The sequence below is a fragment of the Sphingobium naphthae genome, from assembly GCF_043589935.1.
Lineage (GTDB): Bacteria > Pseudomonadota > Alphaproteobacteria > Sphingomonadales > Sphingomonadaceae > Sphingobium > Sphingobium naphthae_A.
In genome coordinates, this window is record NZ_CP171454.1 from 2862996 (window position 1) to 2878347 (window position 15352).

Annotated in this window: 17 protein-coding genes and 1 tRNA gene; 10 read left to right on the top strand and 8 right to left on the bottom strand. The window is 66.5% G+C overall.

What is annotated here, in order from left to right:
* Positions 1-84 precede the first annotated feature (84 nt).
* The 4 genes from ACGGKE_RS14195 to aroQ form a co-directional block, all read right to left on the bottom strand.
* Positions 85-429 (bottom strand): arsenate reductase family protein, encoded by a 345-nt coding sequence (locus tag ACGGKE_RS14195; protein ID WP_394438826.1) that lies wholly within the window; start codon positions 427-429, stop codon positions 85-87.
* Complete coding sequence (gene accC / locus ACGGKE_RS14200) at positions 426-1778, bottom strand: acetyl-CoA carboxylase biotin carboxylase subunit (protein ID WP_228166027.1); 1353 nt, start codon at positions 1776-1778, stop codon at positions 426-428. The genes ACGGKE_RS14195 and accC overlap by 4 nt, the downstream gene beginning before the upstream one ends.
* A gap of 14 nt (positions 1779-1792) precedes the next feature.
* Positions 1793-2278 carry an acetyl-CoA carboxylase biotin carboxyl carrier protein gene (gene accB, locus ACGGKE_RS14205; RefSeq protein WP_394438829.1) on the bottom strand — a complete coding sequence of 162 codons (486 nt, stop codon included), beginning with the start codon at positions 2276-2278 and terminating at the stop codon, positions 1793-1795.
* 91 nt (positions 2279-2369) lie between these two features.
* Positions 2370-2810, bottom strand: a complete 441-nt coding sequence (gene aroQ, locus ACGGKE_RS14210) for a type II 3-dehydroquinate dehydratase (protein WP_228166025.1) — start codon at positions 2808-2810, stop codon at positions 2370-2372.
* Between the two features lie 114 nt (positions 2811-2924).
* Here aroQ and thiS point away from each other — a divergent pair, with 114 nt between their 5' ends.
* From thiS to ACGGKE_RS14255, 9 genes are all read left to right on the top strand, one after another.
* On the top strand, positions 2925-3926 hold the full coding sequence (thiS, locus tag ACGGKE_RS14215; RefSeq protein WP_394438832.1) for a sulfur carrier protein ThiS: 1002 nt from the start codon (positions 2925-2927) through the stop codon (positions 3924-3926).
* Between the two features lie 87 nt (positions 3927-4013).
* A complete protein-coding gene (locus tag ACGGKE_RS14220) occupies positions 4014-4724 on the top strand; it encodes a CoA transferase subunit A (protein WP_394438834.1) in 711 nt (236 codons plus the stop codon).
* 188 nt (positions 4725-4912) lie between these two features.
* Entirely contained in the window at positions 4913-5674 is a 762-nt protein-coding gene (locus tag ACGGKE_RS14225; protein ID WP_394438836.1) for an HAD family acid phosphatase, read from the top strand.
* On the top strand, positions 5674-6309 hold the full coding sequence (locus ACGGKE_RS14230) for a CoA transferase subunit B (RefSeq protein ID WP_394442037.1): 636 nt from the start codon (positions 5674-5676) through the stop codon (positions 6307-6309). The genes ACGGKE_RS14225 and ACGGKE_RS14230 overlap by 1 nt, the downstream gene beginning before the upstream one ends.
* A gap of 9 nt (positions 6310-6318) precedes the next feature.
* Positions 6319-6759 carry an HIT family protein gene (locus ACGGKE_RS14235; protein WP_394438838.1) on the top strand — a complete coding sequence of 147 codons (441 nt, stop codon included), beginning with the start codon at positions 6319-6321 and terminating at the stop codon, positions 6757-6759.
* A gap of 45 nt (positions 6760-6804) precedes the next feature.
* A complete protein-coding gene (locus tag ACGGKE_RS14240) occupies positions 6805-8100 on the top strand; it encodes a glycosyltransferase family 4 protein (RefSeq protein WP_394438840.1) in 1296 nt (431 codons plus the stop codon).
* A 104-nt stretch (positions 8101-8204) separates the two neighbouring features.
* On the top strand, positions 8205-9827 hold the full coding sequence (locus ACGGKE_RS14245; protein WP_394438842.1) for a beta-3-deoxy-D-manno-oct-2-ulosonic acid transferase: 1623 nt from the start codon (positions 8205-8207) through the stop codon (positions 9825-9827).
* A complete protein-coding gene (locus ACGGKE_RS14250) occupies positions 9820-11103 on the top strand; it encodes a capsule biosynthesis protein (RefSeq protein WP_394438844.1) in 1284 nt (427 codons plus the stop codon). The genes ACGGKE_RS14245 and ACGGKE_RS14250 overlap by 8 nt, the downstream gene beginning before the upstream one ends.
* Before the next feature lie 14 nt (positions 11104-11117).
* Entirely contained in the window at positions 11118-11756 is a 639-nt protein-coding gene (locus tag ACGGKE_RS14255; RefSeq protein WP_394438846.1) for a Rap1a/Tai family immunity protein, read from the top strand.
* A 330-nt stretch (positions 11757-12086) separates the two neighbouring features.
* On the opposite strand, the gene ACGGKE_RS14260 is transcribed toward ACGGKE_RS14255, so the two are convergent.
* From ACGGKE_RS14260 to modB, 3 genes are all read right to left on the bottom strand, one after another.
* A tRNA-Gln gene (locus ACGGKE_RS14260) sits at positions 12087-12160 on the bottom strand.
* A 145-nt stretch (positions 12161-12305) separates the two neighbouring features.
* Positions 12306-12917 carry an ATP-binding cassette domain-containing protein gene (locus ACGGKE_RS14265; RefSeq protein WP_394438848.1) on the bottom strand — a complete coding sequence of 204 codons (612 nt, stop codon included), beginning with the start codon at positions 12915-12917 and terminating at the stop codon, positions 12306-12308.
* The gene (modB, locus tag ACGGKE_RS14270) at positions 12907-13611 is read right to left on the bottom strand and encodes a molybdate ABC transporter permease subunit (RefSeq protein ID WP_228165991.1); all 705 of its coding nucleotides are present in this window, start codon (positions 13609-13611) and stop codon (positions 12907-12909) included. Before modB ends, ACGGKE_RS14265 begins: the two co-directional genes overlap by 11 nt.
* A 129-nt stretch (positions 13612-13740) precedes the next feature.
* Here modB and ACGGKE_RS14275 point away from each other — a divergent pair, with 129 nt between their 5' ends.
* Positions 13741-14487 (top strand): HAD-IIB family hydrolase, encoded by a 747-nt coding sequence (locus tag ACGGKE_RS14275; protein WP_394438851.1) that lies wholly within the window; start codon positions 13741-13743, stop codon positions 14485-14487.
* 3 nt (positions 14488-14490) lie between these two features.
* Here the strand turns inward: ACGGKE_RS14275 and modA are convergent, their stop codons facing one another.
* Positions 14491-15261, bottom strand: a complete 771-nt coding sequence (gene modA, locus ACGGKE_RS14280; RefSeq protein ID WP_394438853.1) for a molybdate ABC transporter substrate-binding protein — start codon at positions 15259-15261, stop codon at positions 14491-14493.
* Positions 15262-15352 lie beyond the last annotated feature (91 nt).

Below are 15352 nucleotides of genomic sequence, written 5' to 3' on the forward strand. Positions count from 1 at the left end.
ACGGCATCGGGGAGGCCGATGCAGACAGCGAAAGCGACAGATGCGCGGCCTGCGCGCACTCAATTCGTTTCGGGAACGAAACGATCAGAGGATGTCGCGCACCTTGTCCTGCGGCCGGCAGAAGCGCACGCCTTTTTCGGTTTCGACGAAGGGCCGGTTCACATAGGCGGGGTTGGCGGCCATGGCGTCCAGGATCGCGTCGGCGTCCATGTCCGCCAGGCCGCGTTCCTCCGCATCGGTGCCCATCGTGCGGATCGCGTCGGCCGGGGTCATCCCGGCGTCGGCGATCAGCTGGGCGAGCTTGGCGCGGCTATAGGGCGTCTTGAGATATTCGATCACCTCGACCTCGACGCCCGGCGTTTCCTCCAGAATGGCGAGCGTCTTGCGCGACGTGCCGCATTTGGGATTATGCCAGATGGTGGCTTTCATGCCTGGTCCTGCCGCGCCAGCCAATCCTCCAGCCACTTGATCGTATAGTCGCCGTTTAAGAAGTCGGGATCGTTCAGCAGCGCCTGGTGCAGCGGGATGGTGGTCTTCATCCCTTCGATCACATATTCCTGCAGCGCGCGCTTGAGGCGCATGATCGCGCCTTCGCGGGTGCGGCCATAGACGATCAGCTTGCCGATCATGGAGTCGTAATAAGGCGGCACCTTATAGCCCTGATAGAGGCCGCTATCGACGCGGACATGCATGCCGCCCGGCACATGATAGCTGGTGACGGTGCCCGGCGAGGGCGCGAAGGTGCGGGGATCTTCGGCATTGATGCGGCATTCGATCGCATGGCCGGTAAAGCGCACATCGTCCTGCTGCACCGACAGCGGCTTGCCTTCGGCGACGCGAATCTGTTCGCGCACCAGGTCGAGGCCGGTGATCATCTCCGTCACCGGATGCTCCACCTGAAGGCGGGTGTTCATCTCGATGAAGTAGAATTCGCCATTTTCCCAAAGGAACTCGATCGTGCCCGCGCCGCGATAGCCCATGTCGGCCATCGCCCGGGCGCAGACGCCGCCGATGCGCTCGCGCTCGGCCTGGCTGAGGACGGGCGAGGGGGCTTCCTCCAGCACCTTCTGGTGGCGGCGCTGGAGCGAGCAGTCGCGCTCGCCCAGATGGATGGCATTGCCCTTGCCGTCGCCGAACACCTGGATTTCGATGTGGCGCGGATTGCCGAGATATTTCTCGATATAGACGGTGGCGTCGCCGAAGGCGGCCTTTGCTTCCGAACCCGCCTGCTGCATCAGCGTTTCGAGCTGGTCCGGCGAGGTGCACACCTTCATGCCGCGACCACCGCCGCCCGACGCCGCCTTGATGATGACGGGATAGCCGGCCGCTTCGGCGATGGCGCGCGCTTCCTCGACATCGCTGACCGCGCCGTCCGAACCCGGCACGAGCGGCAGGCCGAGCGCGCCGGCGGTGCGCTTGGCCTCGATCTTGTCGCCCATGGTGCGGATATGTTCGGGCTTGGGGCCGACGAAGGCGAGGCCATGCGCTTCGACGATTTCGGCGAACTTGGCGTTTTCCGACAGGAAGCCATAGCCCGGATGAATCGCGTCCGCGCCCGAGATTTCCGCCGCCGAGATGATCGCCGCGACGTTCAGATAGCTGTCTTTGGCGGCCGGCGGGCCGATGCAGATGGCTTCGTCGGCCAAGCGCACATGCATGGCGTCGGCGTCGGCGGTCGAATGGACCGCGACCGTCTTGATGCCCATTTCATGGCAGGCGCGGTGGATACGGAGCGCGATCTCGCCGCGATTGGCGATCAGCAACTTTTCAATGCCCATGAGCGCGCGTCGCCTTATTCGATCACGATCAGCGGCTGGTCATATTCGACCGGCTGGCCGTTATCGACCAGGATCGCCTTGACCGTGCCGGCGGAGGGCGCGGGAATGGCGTTCATGACCTTCATCGCTTCGACGATGAGGATGGTTTCGCCGGCGGCGACCTGCGTCCCGACGCGCGCGAAGGGGGCGGCGCCCGGTTCGGCGGCGAGATAGGCGGTGCCCACGATCGGCGATTTGACCACGGTGCCCGAAGGCAGCGCCGGTTCGGCGCTGGCGGCGGCGGGCGCGGGCGCGGCGGCCGGCGCCGCGGGCGCTGCGGCGGGTGCGGGCGCATAGACGGGCGCGGGCGCGGCGCTGGCGGCCTTGCGCGCGACGCGTATCTTGCGATCGCCGTCCTCCACCTCGATTTCCGTCAGGTTGGTGTCATCCAGAAGGGCGGCGAGATCCCGCACCAGCTGCACGTCCACCTGCATTGCGCCCTTTTCCTGCTTGTCGTTCATGTCATGTCCCTGGACGGTGAATGTCGTTTCTGGCCCTGCGCCTATGCGTATTTACGGCAAAGCGCAACTTTCGTGCGCCCAAATGGGCGCGTCACAGTTCGAGCGCGGCTTCCAGCGCGAGCATGTAGGACAGGGGGCCAAAGCCCGCGATCGTCCCCCTGGCCGCCATGCCCACGAAGCTCTTGTGGCGGAAAGGCTCGCGCGCGTGCGGGTTCGACAGATGCACCTCGATCACCGGCACCGTGATGCCCTTGATCGCGTCGTGCAGCGCGATAGACGTATGGGTATAGGCGCCGGGGTTGAGGATGACCGCATGCGCGCCCTCGGCATGGGCTTCCTGCAGCCAGTCGACCAGATGGCCTTCATGGTTGGACTGGCGGAAATCAATCTCCACATGGGCGCGATTGGCCGCGTCCTCCATCCGCCCGGCAATGTCGTCCAGCGTATCATAGCCGTAAATGTCCGGCTCGCGCGTGCCGAGCATGTTGAGATTGGGTCCGTTCAGCACATAGATTTTGCGCGCGTCGGCCAAGGCCAGTCCCCTTTCTGATGTTGCGGCGGGGGCAGGGCCGCCCCTATATGCGGGTCGATCCTTAGCCTTTCCTGTCTCGCCGCGTCGAGACACTTTGCCAATCGGGACAGCATAGTGAGCATAGACGGCACCATTTCCATCCGCATCAATGGCGAGCATCGCCGCGTCCGTCAGGGGCTGACCCTGGCCGAGCTGGCGAGCGAACTGGGCTTCGTGCCGGAAAAGGTGGCGGTGGAGCGCAATCTGGAAGTGGTGCCGCGCTCGACCCTGGCCGACGTCTGCGTCGAGGATGGCGACGAGCTGGAAATCGTCCACTTCGTGGGCGGCGGCGACCATGTGTCGGTCGACACCGATAGCTGGACCGTTGCGGGCAGAACATTCCGATCGCGCCTGATCGTGGGCACCGGCAAATATAAGAGTTTCGAGCAGAATGCGGCGGCGCTGGAGGCTTCCGGGGCCGAGATCGTCACGGTGGCGGTGCGGCGCGTCAATGTGTCGGACCCCGAGGCGCCGATGCTGACCGACTTTATCGACCCGAAGAAGATCACCTACCTGCCCAACACGGCGGGCTGCTTCACCGGCGAGGAGGCGATCCGCACGCTGCGCCTGGCGCGCGAGGCGGGCGGATGGGATCTGGTCAAGCTGGAGGTGCTGGGCGAGGCGCGCACCCTCTATCCCGACATGGTCGAAACGCTGCGCGCGACCGAGATATTGGCCAAGGAAGGCTTCAAGCCGATGGTCTATTGCGTCGACGATCCGATCGCGGCCAAGCGGCTGGAGGATGCGGGCGCGGTGGCGATCATGCCACTGGGCGCGCCGATCGGCAGCGGCCTTGGCATCCAGAACAAGGTGACGATCCGCCTGATCGTGGAGGGCACCAAGCTGCCCGTGCTGGTCGATGCGGGCGTGGGCACCGCGTCGGAAGCGGCGCAGGCGATGGAGCTGGGCTGCACTGGCGTGCTGATGAACACCGCCATCGCCGAAGCGAAGGACCCGGTGCTGATGGCCGCGGCGATGAAGGCCGGGGTCGAGGCCGGCCGCATGGCCTATCGCGCCGGGCGCATGGGCAAGCGCATGTATGCCGACCCGTCGAGCCCGCTGGCCGGCCTGATCTGATCCAGAGGCGCTTTCGCCCCCGCAGCAAATTGACCGACTCCGCGTCACTGCCTATGGCTGTCGCAAAGACGGACGAGGAGACAGGCGATGGTGAACAAGCTCTACCCCGATGCTGCGGCTGCGCTGGACGGACTTCTCTTCGACGGCATGCATATCTGCGCCGGCGGCTTTGGCCTGTGCGGCATTCCCGAGCGGCTGATCGACGCGATCCGCGACGCGGGCGTCAAGGACCTGACCATCGCCAGCAACAATGCCGGGATCGACGGCGAGGGGCTGGGCAAGCTGCTGCGCACACGGCAGGTGAAGAAGATGATCTCCTCCTATGTCGGGGAGAACAAGGAGTTCGAGCGGCAGTTTCTGGCCGGCGAGCTGGAAGTGGAATTCTGCCCCCAGGGGACGCTGGCCGAGCGCTGCCGCGCGGGCGGAGCGGGCATTCCGGGCTTCTACACCAAGACCGGCGTCGGCACCCAGGTGGCGCAGGGCAAGGAAGTGAAGAGCTTTGACGGGCAGGATTATATCCTGGAACGCGGCATCTTCGCCGACATCGCGATCATCAAGGGGTGGAAGGCCGACGAGAGCGGCAACCTGGTCTTTCGCAAGACCGCGCGCAATTTCAACCAGCCCATGGCGACGGCGGCCAAGATCTGCATCGCGGAAGTGGAGGAAGTGGTGCCGACCGGCAGCCTGGACCCGGACGCGATCCACCTGCCCGGCATCTACGTCAAGCGCATGATCGTGGGCGCGCCCTATGACAAGAAGATCGAGTTCCGCACCGTGAGGCAGCGGGAGGCGGCGTGATGTTTCGCGAGACGGCTGCTGCTAGTGCTCTTGCGAAGGCAGGAGCCCAGGGTCGAGCGACACGCCTTGGCGCTCTGGGCTCCTGCCTTCGCAGGAGCACGATAGTCCTGCTGGCGCCTCTGGCGGCTTGTGCGACGACGACGCCTCCGGCCGTTACGGGCGCAGCGCCCGCCGATCCGCCCGCGGGGATGCAATATCTCTACGGGTCGGGCGAGGGCGCGGCGCTTTCGGTGCAGACCTGGCATGGGCTGCTCGGCTATGTCGCGGGGAAGGTGAAGGCGCGGCCGGCCGACAGCGTGGTGCTGGCGCAGGGGGCGAGCCTGGAAGCGCCGACATTCGTGCCGTGCGGCGACAAGCCGCTGGCGGCCGTGTTCGACGTCGATGAAACGGTGCTGCTCAACATCGGTTACGAATATCATGATGCGACCACCGGCAAGGGCTATAGCGCCGCCGACTGGGACGCGTGGGAAAAGACCGGGGAGGGCGCGGTCGCGCCGGTGCCGGGCGCGGATCATGTGCTGGCCGCGCTGCGCAAGATGGGTGTGACCGTGATCTTCAACACCAACCGCTCGGCCGCCAATGCCGATGCGACCGCGCGGGCGATCCGGGCGGCGGGGCTGGGGGAGGCGGTGCATGGGCGCACGCTGTATCTGAGCGGCGACGACGAGATGGGATCGCGCAAGGATGGCCGCCGCGCGACGATCGCCGCCAAATATTGCGTGATCGCGATGGGCGGCGACCAGCTGGGCGATTTTTCCGACCTGTTCAATGCGGGGCAAGCCGTGCCCGCGCGCCGCGCCGCGACGATGACCCTGCCGATCGCCGGCCTATGGGGCAATGGCTGGTTCGTCATGCCCAATCCCGTCTATGGCAGCGGCCTCAAGGGCGGGTTCGACGAGATATTTCCGATGGACAAGCGGTGGGCACCGCCCGCCAAGGGAGAGCAATGATGCCCTGGACTCGTGACGAGATGGCCGCGCGGGCGGCGAAGGAACTCAAGGACGGTTTCTACGTGAACCTGGGCATCGGCATCCCGACGCTGGTGGCGAACCATATCCCTGCGGGCGTGGAAGTGACGCTCCAGTCGGAAAACGGGATGCTGGGCATCGGGCCCTTCCCCTATGAGGGCGAGGAGGACGCCGACCTGATCAATGCCGGCAAGCAGACGATCAGCGAACTGCCGCAGTCGGTCTATTTCTCCAGTGCCGACAGTTTCGCGATGATCCGGGGCGGGCATATCGACCTGACTGTGCTGGGCGCGATGGAAGTCGCGGAAAATGGCGACATCGCGAACTGGATGATCCCCGGCAAGATGATCAAGGGCATGGGCGGCGCGATGGACCTGGTCGCGGGCGTCAAGAAGATCATCGTCGTGATGGAGCACACGTCCAAGAATGGCGATCCCAAGTTCATCCCGGCCTGCACCCTGCCGCTGACCGGCACCAATGTCGTCGACATGATCGTCACCGACCTCGCCGTGTTCCAGCGGCCCGACCATGACAGCCCGTTCAAGCTCATTGAACTGGCGCCGGGCGTGACGGCGGAGGAAGTGGCTGCTAAGACGAGCGCCCATTATATCAGCTAAGGGCAATCCATGAGCCTCGACGGCACCTATGACGACGCGAATATCTTTGCCCTGATCCTGCAGGGTAAAATCCCGTCGACGAGCCTGTATGAGGATGAGAACACGCTGGCCTTCCTCGACATCATGCCGCAGACGCGGGGCCATGCGCTGGTGATTTCCAAATGGTCGAAGGCGCGCAACCTGCTGGAGATCGAGGAGGAGGCGCTGGCCCAGGTGATGGCGACGACGAAGAAGGTCGCCGCCGCCATCCGCAAGGCGCTGGACCCCGACGGCATCCAGATCGCGCAGTTCAACGGCGCGCCGGCCGGGCAGACCATTTTCCACCTGCACGTCCATATCCTGCCGCGCTGGGAAGGCGACCCCAAGGGCTTCGCCGCCCATGGCGCGGGTGCAAAGGCCGATCCCGAGGCGCTTGCCGCGCTGGCGCAAGAGATTCGCGCGCAATTCTGATGCCCGGCGCCTGCATGACAGACCTGAGCGGCGGGCGCTGAGCCGATGGCGCTGCGTCCCTTCAACGCCCCGGGCGCGCGGCTGGCGCTGCGCACCAAGCGCGCCAGCCCGCGCTTCGACGGCGCCCGTGGCGAGAGCGAGGTGGTGCTGGACGTGTCGCGGCTGCTGTCGCGCGCCTTCCACCCGGCGCCGACCGGGATCGACCGGGTCGAATATGTCTATGCCCGCGAATTGCTGGACCGGATGCCCGATCGCCTGTCCTTTGCGGCGGTGCATCCGGCAGGCGGCTATTATGGCCGGTTGAGCAGCGCGGCGGTGCGCCAGTTCCTGGCCTTTACCGCGGCCAAGTGGCGCAATGCGCGCAGCGACGACGCGGCCGAGGGCAAGGCGTCGGTGATCCGTCACATGTTTGCGACGCGCCCGCGCCCGGTGCCGCGCGCCCGGGGGCCGCGCATCTACCTGCAGGTGTCGCCGCATCATCTGGACGACGCGCCGCAGGTCGGCGCGATCCTGCGCGCGGAAGGCGCCAAGCTGGTGACGCTGGTGCATGACGTCATTCCCCTGAGCCATCCCGAATATGCCCGGCCGCAGGGCGCGGAGGAGCATCGCCGGCGCGTGCGCACGATTGACCGCTACGCCACCGGCATCATCGGCAACAGCCAGGCGACGATCGACGCGCTGGCGCCGCATATGCGCGCCGGGCTGGACGGGCGAGTAGTGCGGGTCGCGCATTTCGGCGCGGACGCCCCCGACATTTTCGGCGCGCGCGACGAGACGCTGCCCAAGCGGCCCTATTTCGTCTATATTTCGACCATCGAGCCGCGGAAGAACCATCTGCTGCTGCTCACCATCTGGCGGCGGTTGGTGGAACAGATGGGCGACGCCGCGCCGGTGCTGGTGCTGGTCGGGCGGCGCGGCTGGGAAAATGAGAATGTCATCGACATATTGGAGCGCGCGGACATTTTGCGCGGCCATGTGATCGAGGCGGGCGAAGTGTCCGACAATCGCATGCAGGCGCTGGTCGCCAATGCGCGCGCGATGCTGATGCCGTCCTTCGCCGAAGGGTTCGGCATGCCGGTCGTCGAGGCGCTGGCCGCGGGCGTGCCGGTGATCTGCAGCGACATCATCGCGCATCGCGAAGTGGGCGGCGACGCACCCGATTATCTCGATCCGCTCGACGGGCTGGGATGGATGCGGGCGATCTGCGCCTATGCGCAGGCGCAGTCGCCCGAGCGCGCGGCGCAGCTGGCGCGCATCGGCCAGTGGCGCGCGCCGACATGGCGTGACTATTTCGACATAGTGACCGAGTTGATCGAAGAGGTAACGGCTTCTGTTCCTTGACCTTTGCGGAACCCCCGCCCAAGGATGGGGCGAAGGGGCATGACAATGCGGCGCGCGGCGGGACAGCAGGGGGGCAGGTGGCATAGGCCTGTCGAGTGCGACGCATGACCCCGTTGCTGCGATCTCCGCCCTTTCCTCATGTCGATCCCGCCGTCGCGGCCGTTTCAGCGCCTGCGGCGCGAGCGCCGGCGCGCCCCTTGCCCGACGGACTGTTCGCCATGCTGCGCGCGGCGCGCGTGGGCGGCAGCTTCTGGGGGCCACGGCCCGACCCGGTGCGGCGGCTCTTGCGAGTGGGGACGCCGGTGGACGCGCAGGCGTTCGTCGGCCTGCATCCCGACCAGATCGGCCTGCTGCCCGGGACAGGCGAGGCGCCGGTCGCGGGGCGCGCGCTGCCGGCCGACTGCGATCCCTGGAGCCTGATCGAGGGCGCGCAGGCGGTCCATGCCGACATAGAGGATGAGTGGGCGCTGATCGCCGGCCTGATCGGCGTGCCGGTGATCGGCGCGGACGGCGTGGCGATTGATCCGGCGCGGCTGCACGCGACGCTGCGCGGCCGCCTGGCGGCGGCGGACTATCGCGATCCCTTCACCGGCGCGCCGACCCCCATCGCGCAGGCGGTCGCGCAGCTGGCGGATTGGCGGCGACACCTGGACGGCAATCGCGGCCTGTCGGCGGCAAGCGGCATGGCCTTCTGGAAGCGCGAGGCGATCAGCGCCTTTTTGTGGGACGGAACGCGATCTGCCCCCTTCCTGTCGGCGCGGCGGGGATTGCGCAAGGCGCGGCGCGAGGGCGGCGCCCTGGCGGTCTGGCCATCGCGCGTGCCCGCAGCGGTTGTGGCGCAGGCCGAGGCCGAGGGCGTCACCATCGCGCGCGTGGAGGACGGCTTCATCCGCTCGCGCGGCCTGGGAGCGGCGTTGCATCCGCCCGGATCGGTCGTGGTCGACCGCAGCGGCATCTATTATAATGCGCGCGCGGCCAACGACCTGGAAACGCTGCTCGCCACTCATGATTTCCCGCCGGCGCTGGTCGAGCGGGCGGGGCGGCTGCGCGCGCGCATCTGCGCGTCGGGCGTCACCAAATATGGGCCGCAGGCGGGGTCGCTGCCGGCCTTGCCGCAGGGGCGCCGCACGGTGCTGGCAGTAGGGCAGGTGGACGATGATCTGTCGGTGCGGCTGGGCGGCGCGGGGGTCGGCGGCAATCTCGACTTTCTGGCGCGAGTGCGGCGGGCCGAGCCGGACGCCTGGATCCTCTATCGCCCGCATCCCGACGTGCAGGCCGGGCATCGCAAGGGGCATCTGACCGATGCGGCGGTGCTGGCCCATGCCGATGCGATCGATGGCGGCGGGTCGCTGATGGAATTGTGCCAGGCGGTGGACGCCGTGCATGTCCTCTCCTCGCTCACCGGGTTCGAGGCGCTGATCCGCGGCTGCGCGGTGACGGTGCACGGCATGCCCTTCTATGCCGGATGGGGCCTGACCCGCGACTTGGCCCAGCCCAGCCCCCGGCGCGGGCGCAGGCTGAGCGTCGATCAGCTTGTCGCCGCCGCGCTCATTCTCTATCCGCGCTATCTCGATCCGGTGACCCGATTGCCTTGTGGCCCCGAAGTGATGGTGGAGCGTTTAGGCAATGGGTCGACGCCGCCGGTGAACTGGCTTATCAGGGTGCGGGCCATACAGGGGAAGTTGCGCAGATTTATGACCTTGGCCGCAGAGTTTTTCCATGGTTGATCGGCAGGTTAAGACCTTTCTGTTCCTGCAGGGGCCGCATGGGCCGTATTTCGCGATGCTGGCCGAAGCGCTGCGGGCGCGGGGCCATCGCGCGCTGCGCATCAATATCAATGGCGGCGACAAGATCGACTGGCCGGGGGAAGCGACCGATTATCGCGGCACCTTCCGCAACTGGCCGCTCTTCTTCGACGATTTCATCGTCAACCATGGGGTGACCGACCTCATCCTCTATGGCGATTGCCGGCCCTATCACACATCCGCCCATGGCATGGCGCGGCTGCGGGGCCTGCGCGTCCATTGCATGGAGGAAGGCTATATCCGGCCCGATTTCCTGACATTGCAGGATGACGGGGTGAACGGCAATTCGACGCTGCCGCTCGATCCGCAATGGTATATCGACCAGGCGGCGGGCTTGCCGGACCGGAGCGAGCCGCTGCCGCCGGTGCCCTCCACCTTCCAGGCACGCGCGCGCAACACGATGCGCAACGGCCTGTCATCGGCGCTGATGCGGCCCTATTTCCCCTATTATCGCACCCATCGGCCGCACAGTTTCCTGCTGGAGTCGGTCGCCTGGTGCTGGAAGCTGCTGATGGAGAAGCGCGAGGCGAAGCGGTCGGCCGCGACATGGGAGGCGGTCAAGGACCAGCCATATTTCACCCTGCCGCTGCAGCTCAATTCCGATTATCAGATCCGCGTCCATTCGCCCTTCGGCGACATGCGCGCGGCCTTGCGCTTCGTCATCAAGAGCTTCGCCGAACATGCGCCGCAGGGCGTCGCGCTGCTGGTCAAGCGCCATCCGCTCGATCCGGGTCTGGTCAGCTGGGAACGGTTGACGCGCCGGCTGGCCGCCCATTATGGCGTGGCCGAGCGCGTCCATTATCTGGCCGACTGGGACATTGCCGAAGTCGTGCAGAAATCGCTGGGCGTGGTGACCGTCAACAGCACGGTGGGCACGTTGGCGCTCAACGAGGCAAAGCCGGTGGCCGCCTTGGGGCACGCCGTCTACAAGGTGCCCGGCATCGTCCATCATGGCAGTCTTGATGATTTCTGGGCGGCCGCGCGGCAGCCGGATGTCAAACTCTATGCGGCTTTCAAACGCGTGCTGGAGGATCGATGCCTGATCCGCGGCGGCTTGCTGAGCGAAGAGGGCCTGCACATGCTGGTGTGTAATGCAGTCGAACGGCTTGAGCGCGCGCCTTCGGCGGTTCTCCCAATGCCGCGTTCGATCCGGCGGCGGCGACGCTCGATGGATGTCATCCATGGCGATGCGGCCTGAAGTAGAGCTAGCTTTTGACGCCTTCATGGGGATTTCCAAGCTTTGCAGCAGCAGCCGACGTCCCCAGCCATGACGGAACGGCGCTGTTAAAGCATTGCGATAGCGCTGAGCCGCTCATTGCCATGACTTGCTGGCCATTCATCAGCGGAGTCTTGGAAGGATCGCTTGCGACATCGGCTGCACGTGAAGAGAGGCCGATCATCTGTCTGCCGGAAGTCTACAGCGAACGCATGATCCGAGACAGTGTGCTGGCGTGGATTCGCCTCAATGAAGAATATCAGTCGTTGAGATCTGGACCGCTGGTGACATACGCCATGAGACAGCAGTTCTCGTGCAATTCTAATAGCTCGTCCCATCGTCCCGAAATAAAAGACCCGGCGAGCATAGTGCCCGCCGGGGTGGCTCAGGACAGAAGGAAGGCGAGTAACGCAATCGCTCGCGCAATCGCTGCCACATCGCATTTCACATCAATCTTCACCGTTATCGTGTTCCGAGGTTTCATCGCTGAGTCCCCGGTCCACGGCGCGCCGCAGACCAAAAGGTTGCGGTGGAGGCCCCGGACGAACGGATTAGCCCCCGTTCACCGGATGATGGACCTGCCCGGCTCAAAGCGCTTTGAGAAGGGCAGCGCCGCGCGGATACCTCTGGCGTAAGTCTAAACAGCCTGTCGGGTGCACGCTGGCTGGTCCGGGCTGCCCCTACGTTGCTGGAGCGGCGTATGTGCATCTGGAATGGTCGCTGGTCCCCCAGACGGTTTCGATCTGCACAAGAGCATAATGACGGATTAGCGACGCAGAGTCTAGGGCGTCACCGGTGCGACAATTTATCGGCTTCGCATGTGCAATCATGTGCCATGGAGACGCCGGGAGCGGGCGGAAAGTAGCGGAAAAGCACGGAAATCTGCGGTAAAGCCGAGAGGCGTCTTTTGCACATAGAACGACAGCGCCCAAAAGTCTAAGTCTATGCTTTTCAAACGAGAATGATGGATGCCCGACGAGGATTCGAACCTCGATTGACGGAGTCAGAGTCCGTAGTCTTACCTTTAGACGATCGGGCATCAGGAGCGGAGTAGCCCCGCTCGGGAGGCCGCAGATAGGCGGGCTTTTCGCGTCGGTCAAGTGATTTCAAAAGTCATTCGACCAACTTTCCAAAAGTAGGTCAGACCTACTTTTTCCCCGCCGAATCGGCCGTGCGGCTGGGCTTCACGCCATTTCAACGATGCGGTCGGCGAGGCGTTCGGCTTCGCGCAGGTCGTGAGTGACATAGAGGATCGGCAGGCGCATGTCGTCGCGCAGCCGTTCGATGAGGCGCATGATCTCTTCCCGCCGGGCGCGATCGACGCCGGAGAGGGGCTCGTCCATCAGCAGGAAGCGCGGGGCCGACAGCAGCGCGCGGCCGATCGCCACCCGCTGCGCCTCGCCGCCCGACAGGGTCGCGGGCATGCGGTGGAGCAGATGGCCGATGCCGAGAAAATCCAGCACTTCCGCCTGCGACAGGCTGCCGCCCGGGCGTCGCCCATAGCGCAGGTTGCGATCGACCCGCATGTGGGGGAAGAGACGCACATCCTGGAAGAGATAACCGGCATGGCGATCGGCGGGAGCCAGGTCGATGCCCGCCGCGCTGTCGAACAGCGTTTCGCCATCGACCCGGATATGGCCCGCATCCGGGGTCAGCAGGCCGGCGATCATGTTGAGGAGGCTGGTCTTGCCTGCGCCCGACGGGCCGATCAGGGCAATGAGGCGCGCGTCGGCCCGGCATTGGAGCGCGATGTCGCGATCGCCCAGCCGGCGGCGGACGGCGATGTCAAAGGACATGGGGCATGCGTCCCTGCGTGGCGCGGCGCGCGAGGATTTCCGACATCAGCAGCGCGCCGAGCGAAAGCAGCACCGAGATGAGGGCGAAGCGGCTGACCGCCGTTTCGGCGCCTGGCACTTGAAGCGCGGCATAGATGGCGATGGGGAGGGTCCGGGTTTCGCCGGGAATGTCGGACACGAAGGTGATGGTCGCGCCGAATTCGCCGATCGAGCGGGCAAAGCCCAGCATCGCGCCGGCGAACACGCCGGGCAGCGAGAGCGGCAGGGAAATGGAGAGGAAGCTGCGCAAAGGCGAGGCGCCGAGCGTCTGCGCCGCCTGCTCCAGCCGGCGGTCGACCGATTCGATCGACAGGCGCATCGCGCGGACCATCAGCGGCATCGCCATGATCGCGGCGGCGAGCGCGGCGCCGGTCCAGCGGAACAGCAGGGTGACGCCGAACCACTGATCGAGCCGGCTGCCGATCGGGCCGTTGATGCCGAAGAGCAGCAGCAGCAGCCAGCCGGTGACGACCGGCGGCACTACCAGCGGCAGGTGCACGAGCGCGTCGAGCAGCAGCTTGCCCGGAAAGCGCCAGCGCGCCAGCACCCAGGCGAGCGCGAAGGCGATCGGCAGCATGGCGGCGACCGCGACCAGGCTGACCTTGAGCGACAGGCCGATGACCGTCCAGTCCTGCGGCGACAGGGAGAAGTCCATGGCGCGCTGCGTGGGGGATTAGCGCGCGCGCGTCAAGAAAGCGCGGCCAGCGTCAGCGAGGTTGCGAAGGGCGCGGGCGCTGGTGTAGCGCCGCCGCGACGACCAGCCGCCCTTCGACAGGATAGCGCCATGAAATCACTGATCGCCTTCGACCTTGACGGAACATTGGCGCTGAGCAAGCAGCCGCTGGAGGCGGAGATGGGCGAGGCGCTGGCGGACCTGCTGACGGTCGCGCATGTCGCGGTGATTTCGGGCGGCGACTGGCCGCAATTCGACAAGCAGGTGGCGAGCCGCCTGCCGGCGCGGGCCGACCTGTCGCGGCTGTGGCTGATGCCGACGACCGGGACCAAGCTCTATACCCATGGCGATGGCGGCTGGCGCCCGGTCTATGCCGAACTGTTCGACGAGGCGCAGAAGGCGGCGATATTGACGGCTTTCGACGAGGCGCTGGAAGCGACCGGCTTCGCGCCGGAGCAGGTGTGGGGCGAGCGGATCGAGGATCGCGGCAGCCAGATCACCTTTTCGGCGCTGGGGCAGCAGGCGCCGATCCACGCCAAGGAAGCGTGGGACCCCGATTTCGCCAAGCGCACGCGAATCCAGGCGGACCTGCGGCAGCGCCTGCCGGGCCTGTCGATCAACATGGGCGGGGCGACGTCGATCGATGTGACCCGCGCGGGCGTGGACAAGGCCTATGGCCTGCGCAAGCTGCGAGACGAAAGCGGCATCGCGCTGGATGCGATGATGTTCATCGGCGACGCCATCTTTCCGGGCGGCAACGACTATCCCGCCAAGCAGCTGGGGCTGGATACGGTGCGGGTGCGCGACCCGCAGGAAACGCTGGCGGTGATCGCGGCGATCATCGCCTGCCAGAAATAGCGGTCAAGGCGCGCTGAAGCCGTAGCGCTTCAGGATCGAGCGACCGGTCGCGGACAGCAGGAAGCGGCGAAAGCCCTCGGCATCGCGGTGCCGGCTGGCGGTCAGGCGCGCGAGCGGATAGCGGATCGGCGCATGGCTGCTTTCGGGAAAGGCGCCCACGATCGCGACGCCATTGCCGGCGCGCGCGTCGGTTGCATAGACGATGCCGAGCGGCATTGCGCCGCGCTCCACCAGCGCCAGCGCGGCGCGGACATTGTCGGCCCGCGCCACCTTGGGCGCCACCGCCGGCCAGACGCCGAGCGCGGTAAGCGCCGCCTTGCCATATTTGCCCGCGGGCACGCTGTCGGGATTGGCCATGGCGAGCCGGCCGTCGCCGAGTGCGCGCGCGATCGGCATGTTGCGCCCGATGCGCAGCGACAGGCGCGCATTGGTGGGGCGCACCAGCACCAGCCGGTTGCCCGCCAGGTTGGCGCGCGTGCCGCGCATGACCAGACCCGCTTTCTCGACATCGTCCATCCAGTCTTCATCGGCGGAGACGAAGAGGTCGGCAGGTGCGCCGGCGCGAATCTGCCGGGCAAGGGCGGACGAGCCGGCGAAGGACAGCACCGGGCGGGGATGGCCGCGCGCGGTCCAGGCGTCGGCGGCGGCGGTCATCGCTTCCTGCATGCTGGCGGCGGCGAGCAGCAACGGGCCGCGCTGCTGCGCGGCGGCGGGCGCCAGGGGCGCGCAAAGCAGGGCGAGAAGGGCGAGGGCGCGCAGCAGCAGAGTCATCATGGCGCCTATCTGTCCATCCCGCCGCGCCAGGGCAAGGCGCAGGGCGCACTTTTGTCCCGCCCCTCAATGGGCTAGGAGGCGAGGCATGTCC

What these genes read in the sequence shown, in the direction of transcription:
- ACGGKE_RS14195 (WP_394438826.1), bottom strand. Translation starts at nt 429, where the DNA reads ATGAAAGCCACCATCTGGCATAATCCCAAATGCGGCACGTCGCGCAAG.
- accC (WP_228166027.1), bottom strand. Translation starts at nt 1,778, where the DNA reads ATGGGCATTGAAAAGTTGCTGATCGCCAATCGCGGCGAGATCGCGCTC.
- accB (WP_394438829.1), bottom strand. Translation starts at nt 2,278, where the DNA reads ATGAACGACAAGCAGGAAAAGGGCGCAATGCAGGTGGACGTGCAGCTG.
- ACGGKE_RS14220 (WP_394438834.1), top strand. Translation starts at nt 4,014, where the DNA reads ATGGTGAACAAGCTCTACCCCGATGCTGCGGCTGCGCTGGACGGACTT.
- ACGGKE_RS14225 (WP_394438836.1), top strand. Translation starts at nt 4,913, where the DNA reads ATGCAATATCTCTACGGGTCGGGCGAGGGCGCGGCGCTTTCGGTGCAG.
- ACGGKE_RS14230 (WP_394442037.1), top strand. Translation starts at nt 5,674, where the DNA reads ATGCCCTGGACTCGTGACGAGATGGCCGCGCGGGCGGCGAAGGAACTC.
- ACGGKE_RS14235 (WP_394438838.1), top strand. Translation starts at nt 6,319, where the DNA reads ATGAGCCTCGACGGCACCTATGACGACGCGAATATCTTTGCCCTGATC.
- ACGGKE_RS14240 (WP_394438840.1), top strand. Translation starts at nt 6,805, where the DNA reads ATGGCGCTGCGTCCCTTCAACGCCCCGGGCGCGCGGCTGGCGCTGCGC.
- ACGGKE_RS14245 (WP_394438842.1), top strand. Translation starts at nt 8,205, where the DNA reads ATGACCCCGTTGCTGCGATCTCCGCCCTTTCCTCATGTCGATCCCGCC.
- ACGGKE_RS14250 (WP_394438844.1), top strand. Translation starts at nt 9,820, where the DNA reads ATGGTTGATCGGCAGGTTAAGACCTTTCTGTTCCTGCAGGGGCCGCAT.
- ACGGKE_RS14265 (WP_394438848.1), bottom strand. Translation starts at nt 12,917, where the DNA reads ATGTCCTTTGACATCGCCGTCCGCCGCCGGCTGGGCGATCGCGACATC.
- modB (WP_228165991.1), bottom strand. Translation starts at nt 13,611, where the DNA reads ATGGACTTCTCCCTGTCGCCGCAGGACTGGACGGTCATCGGCCTGTCG.
- ACGGKE_RS14275 (WP_394438851.1), top strand. Translation starts at nt 13,741, where the DNA reads ATGAAATCACTGATCGCCTTCGACCTTGACGGAACATTGGCGCTGAGC.
- modA (WP_394438853.1), bottom strand. Translation starts at nt 15,261, where the DNA reads ATGATGACTCTGCTGCTGCGCGCCCTCGCCCTTCTCGCCCTGCTTTGC.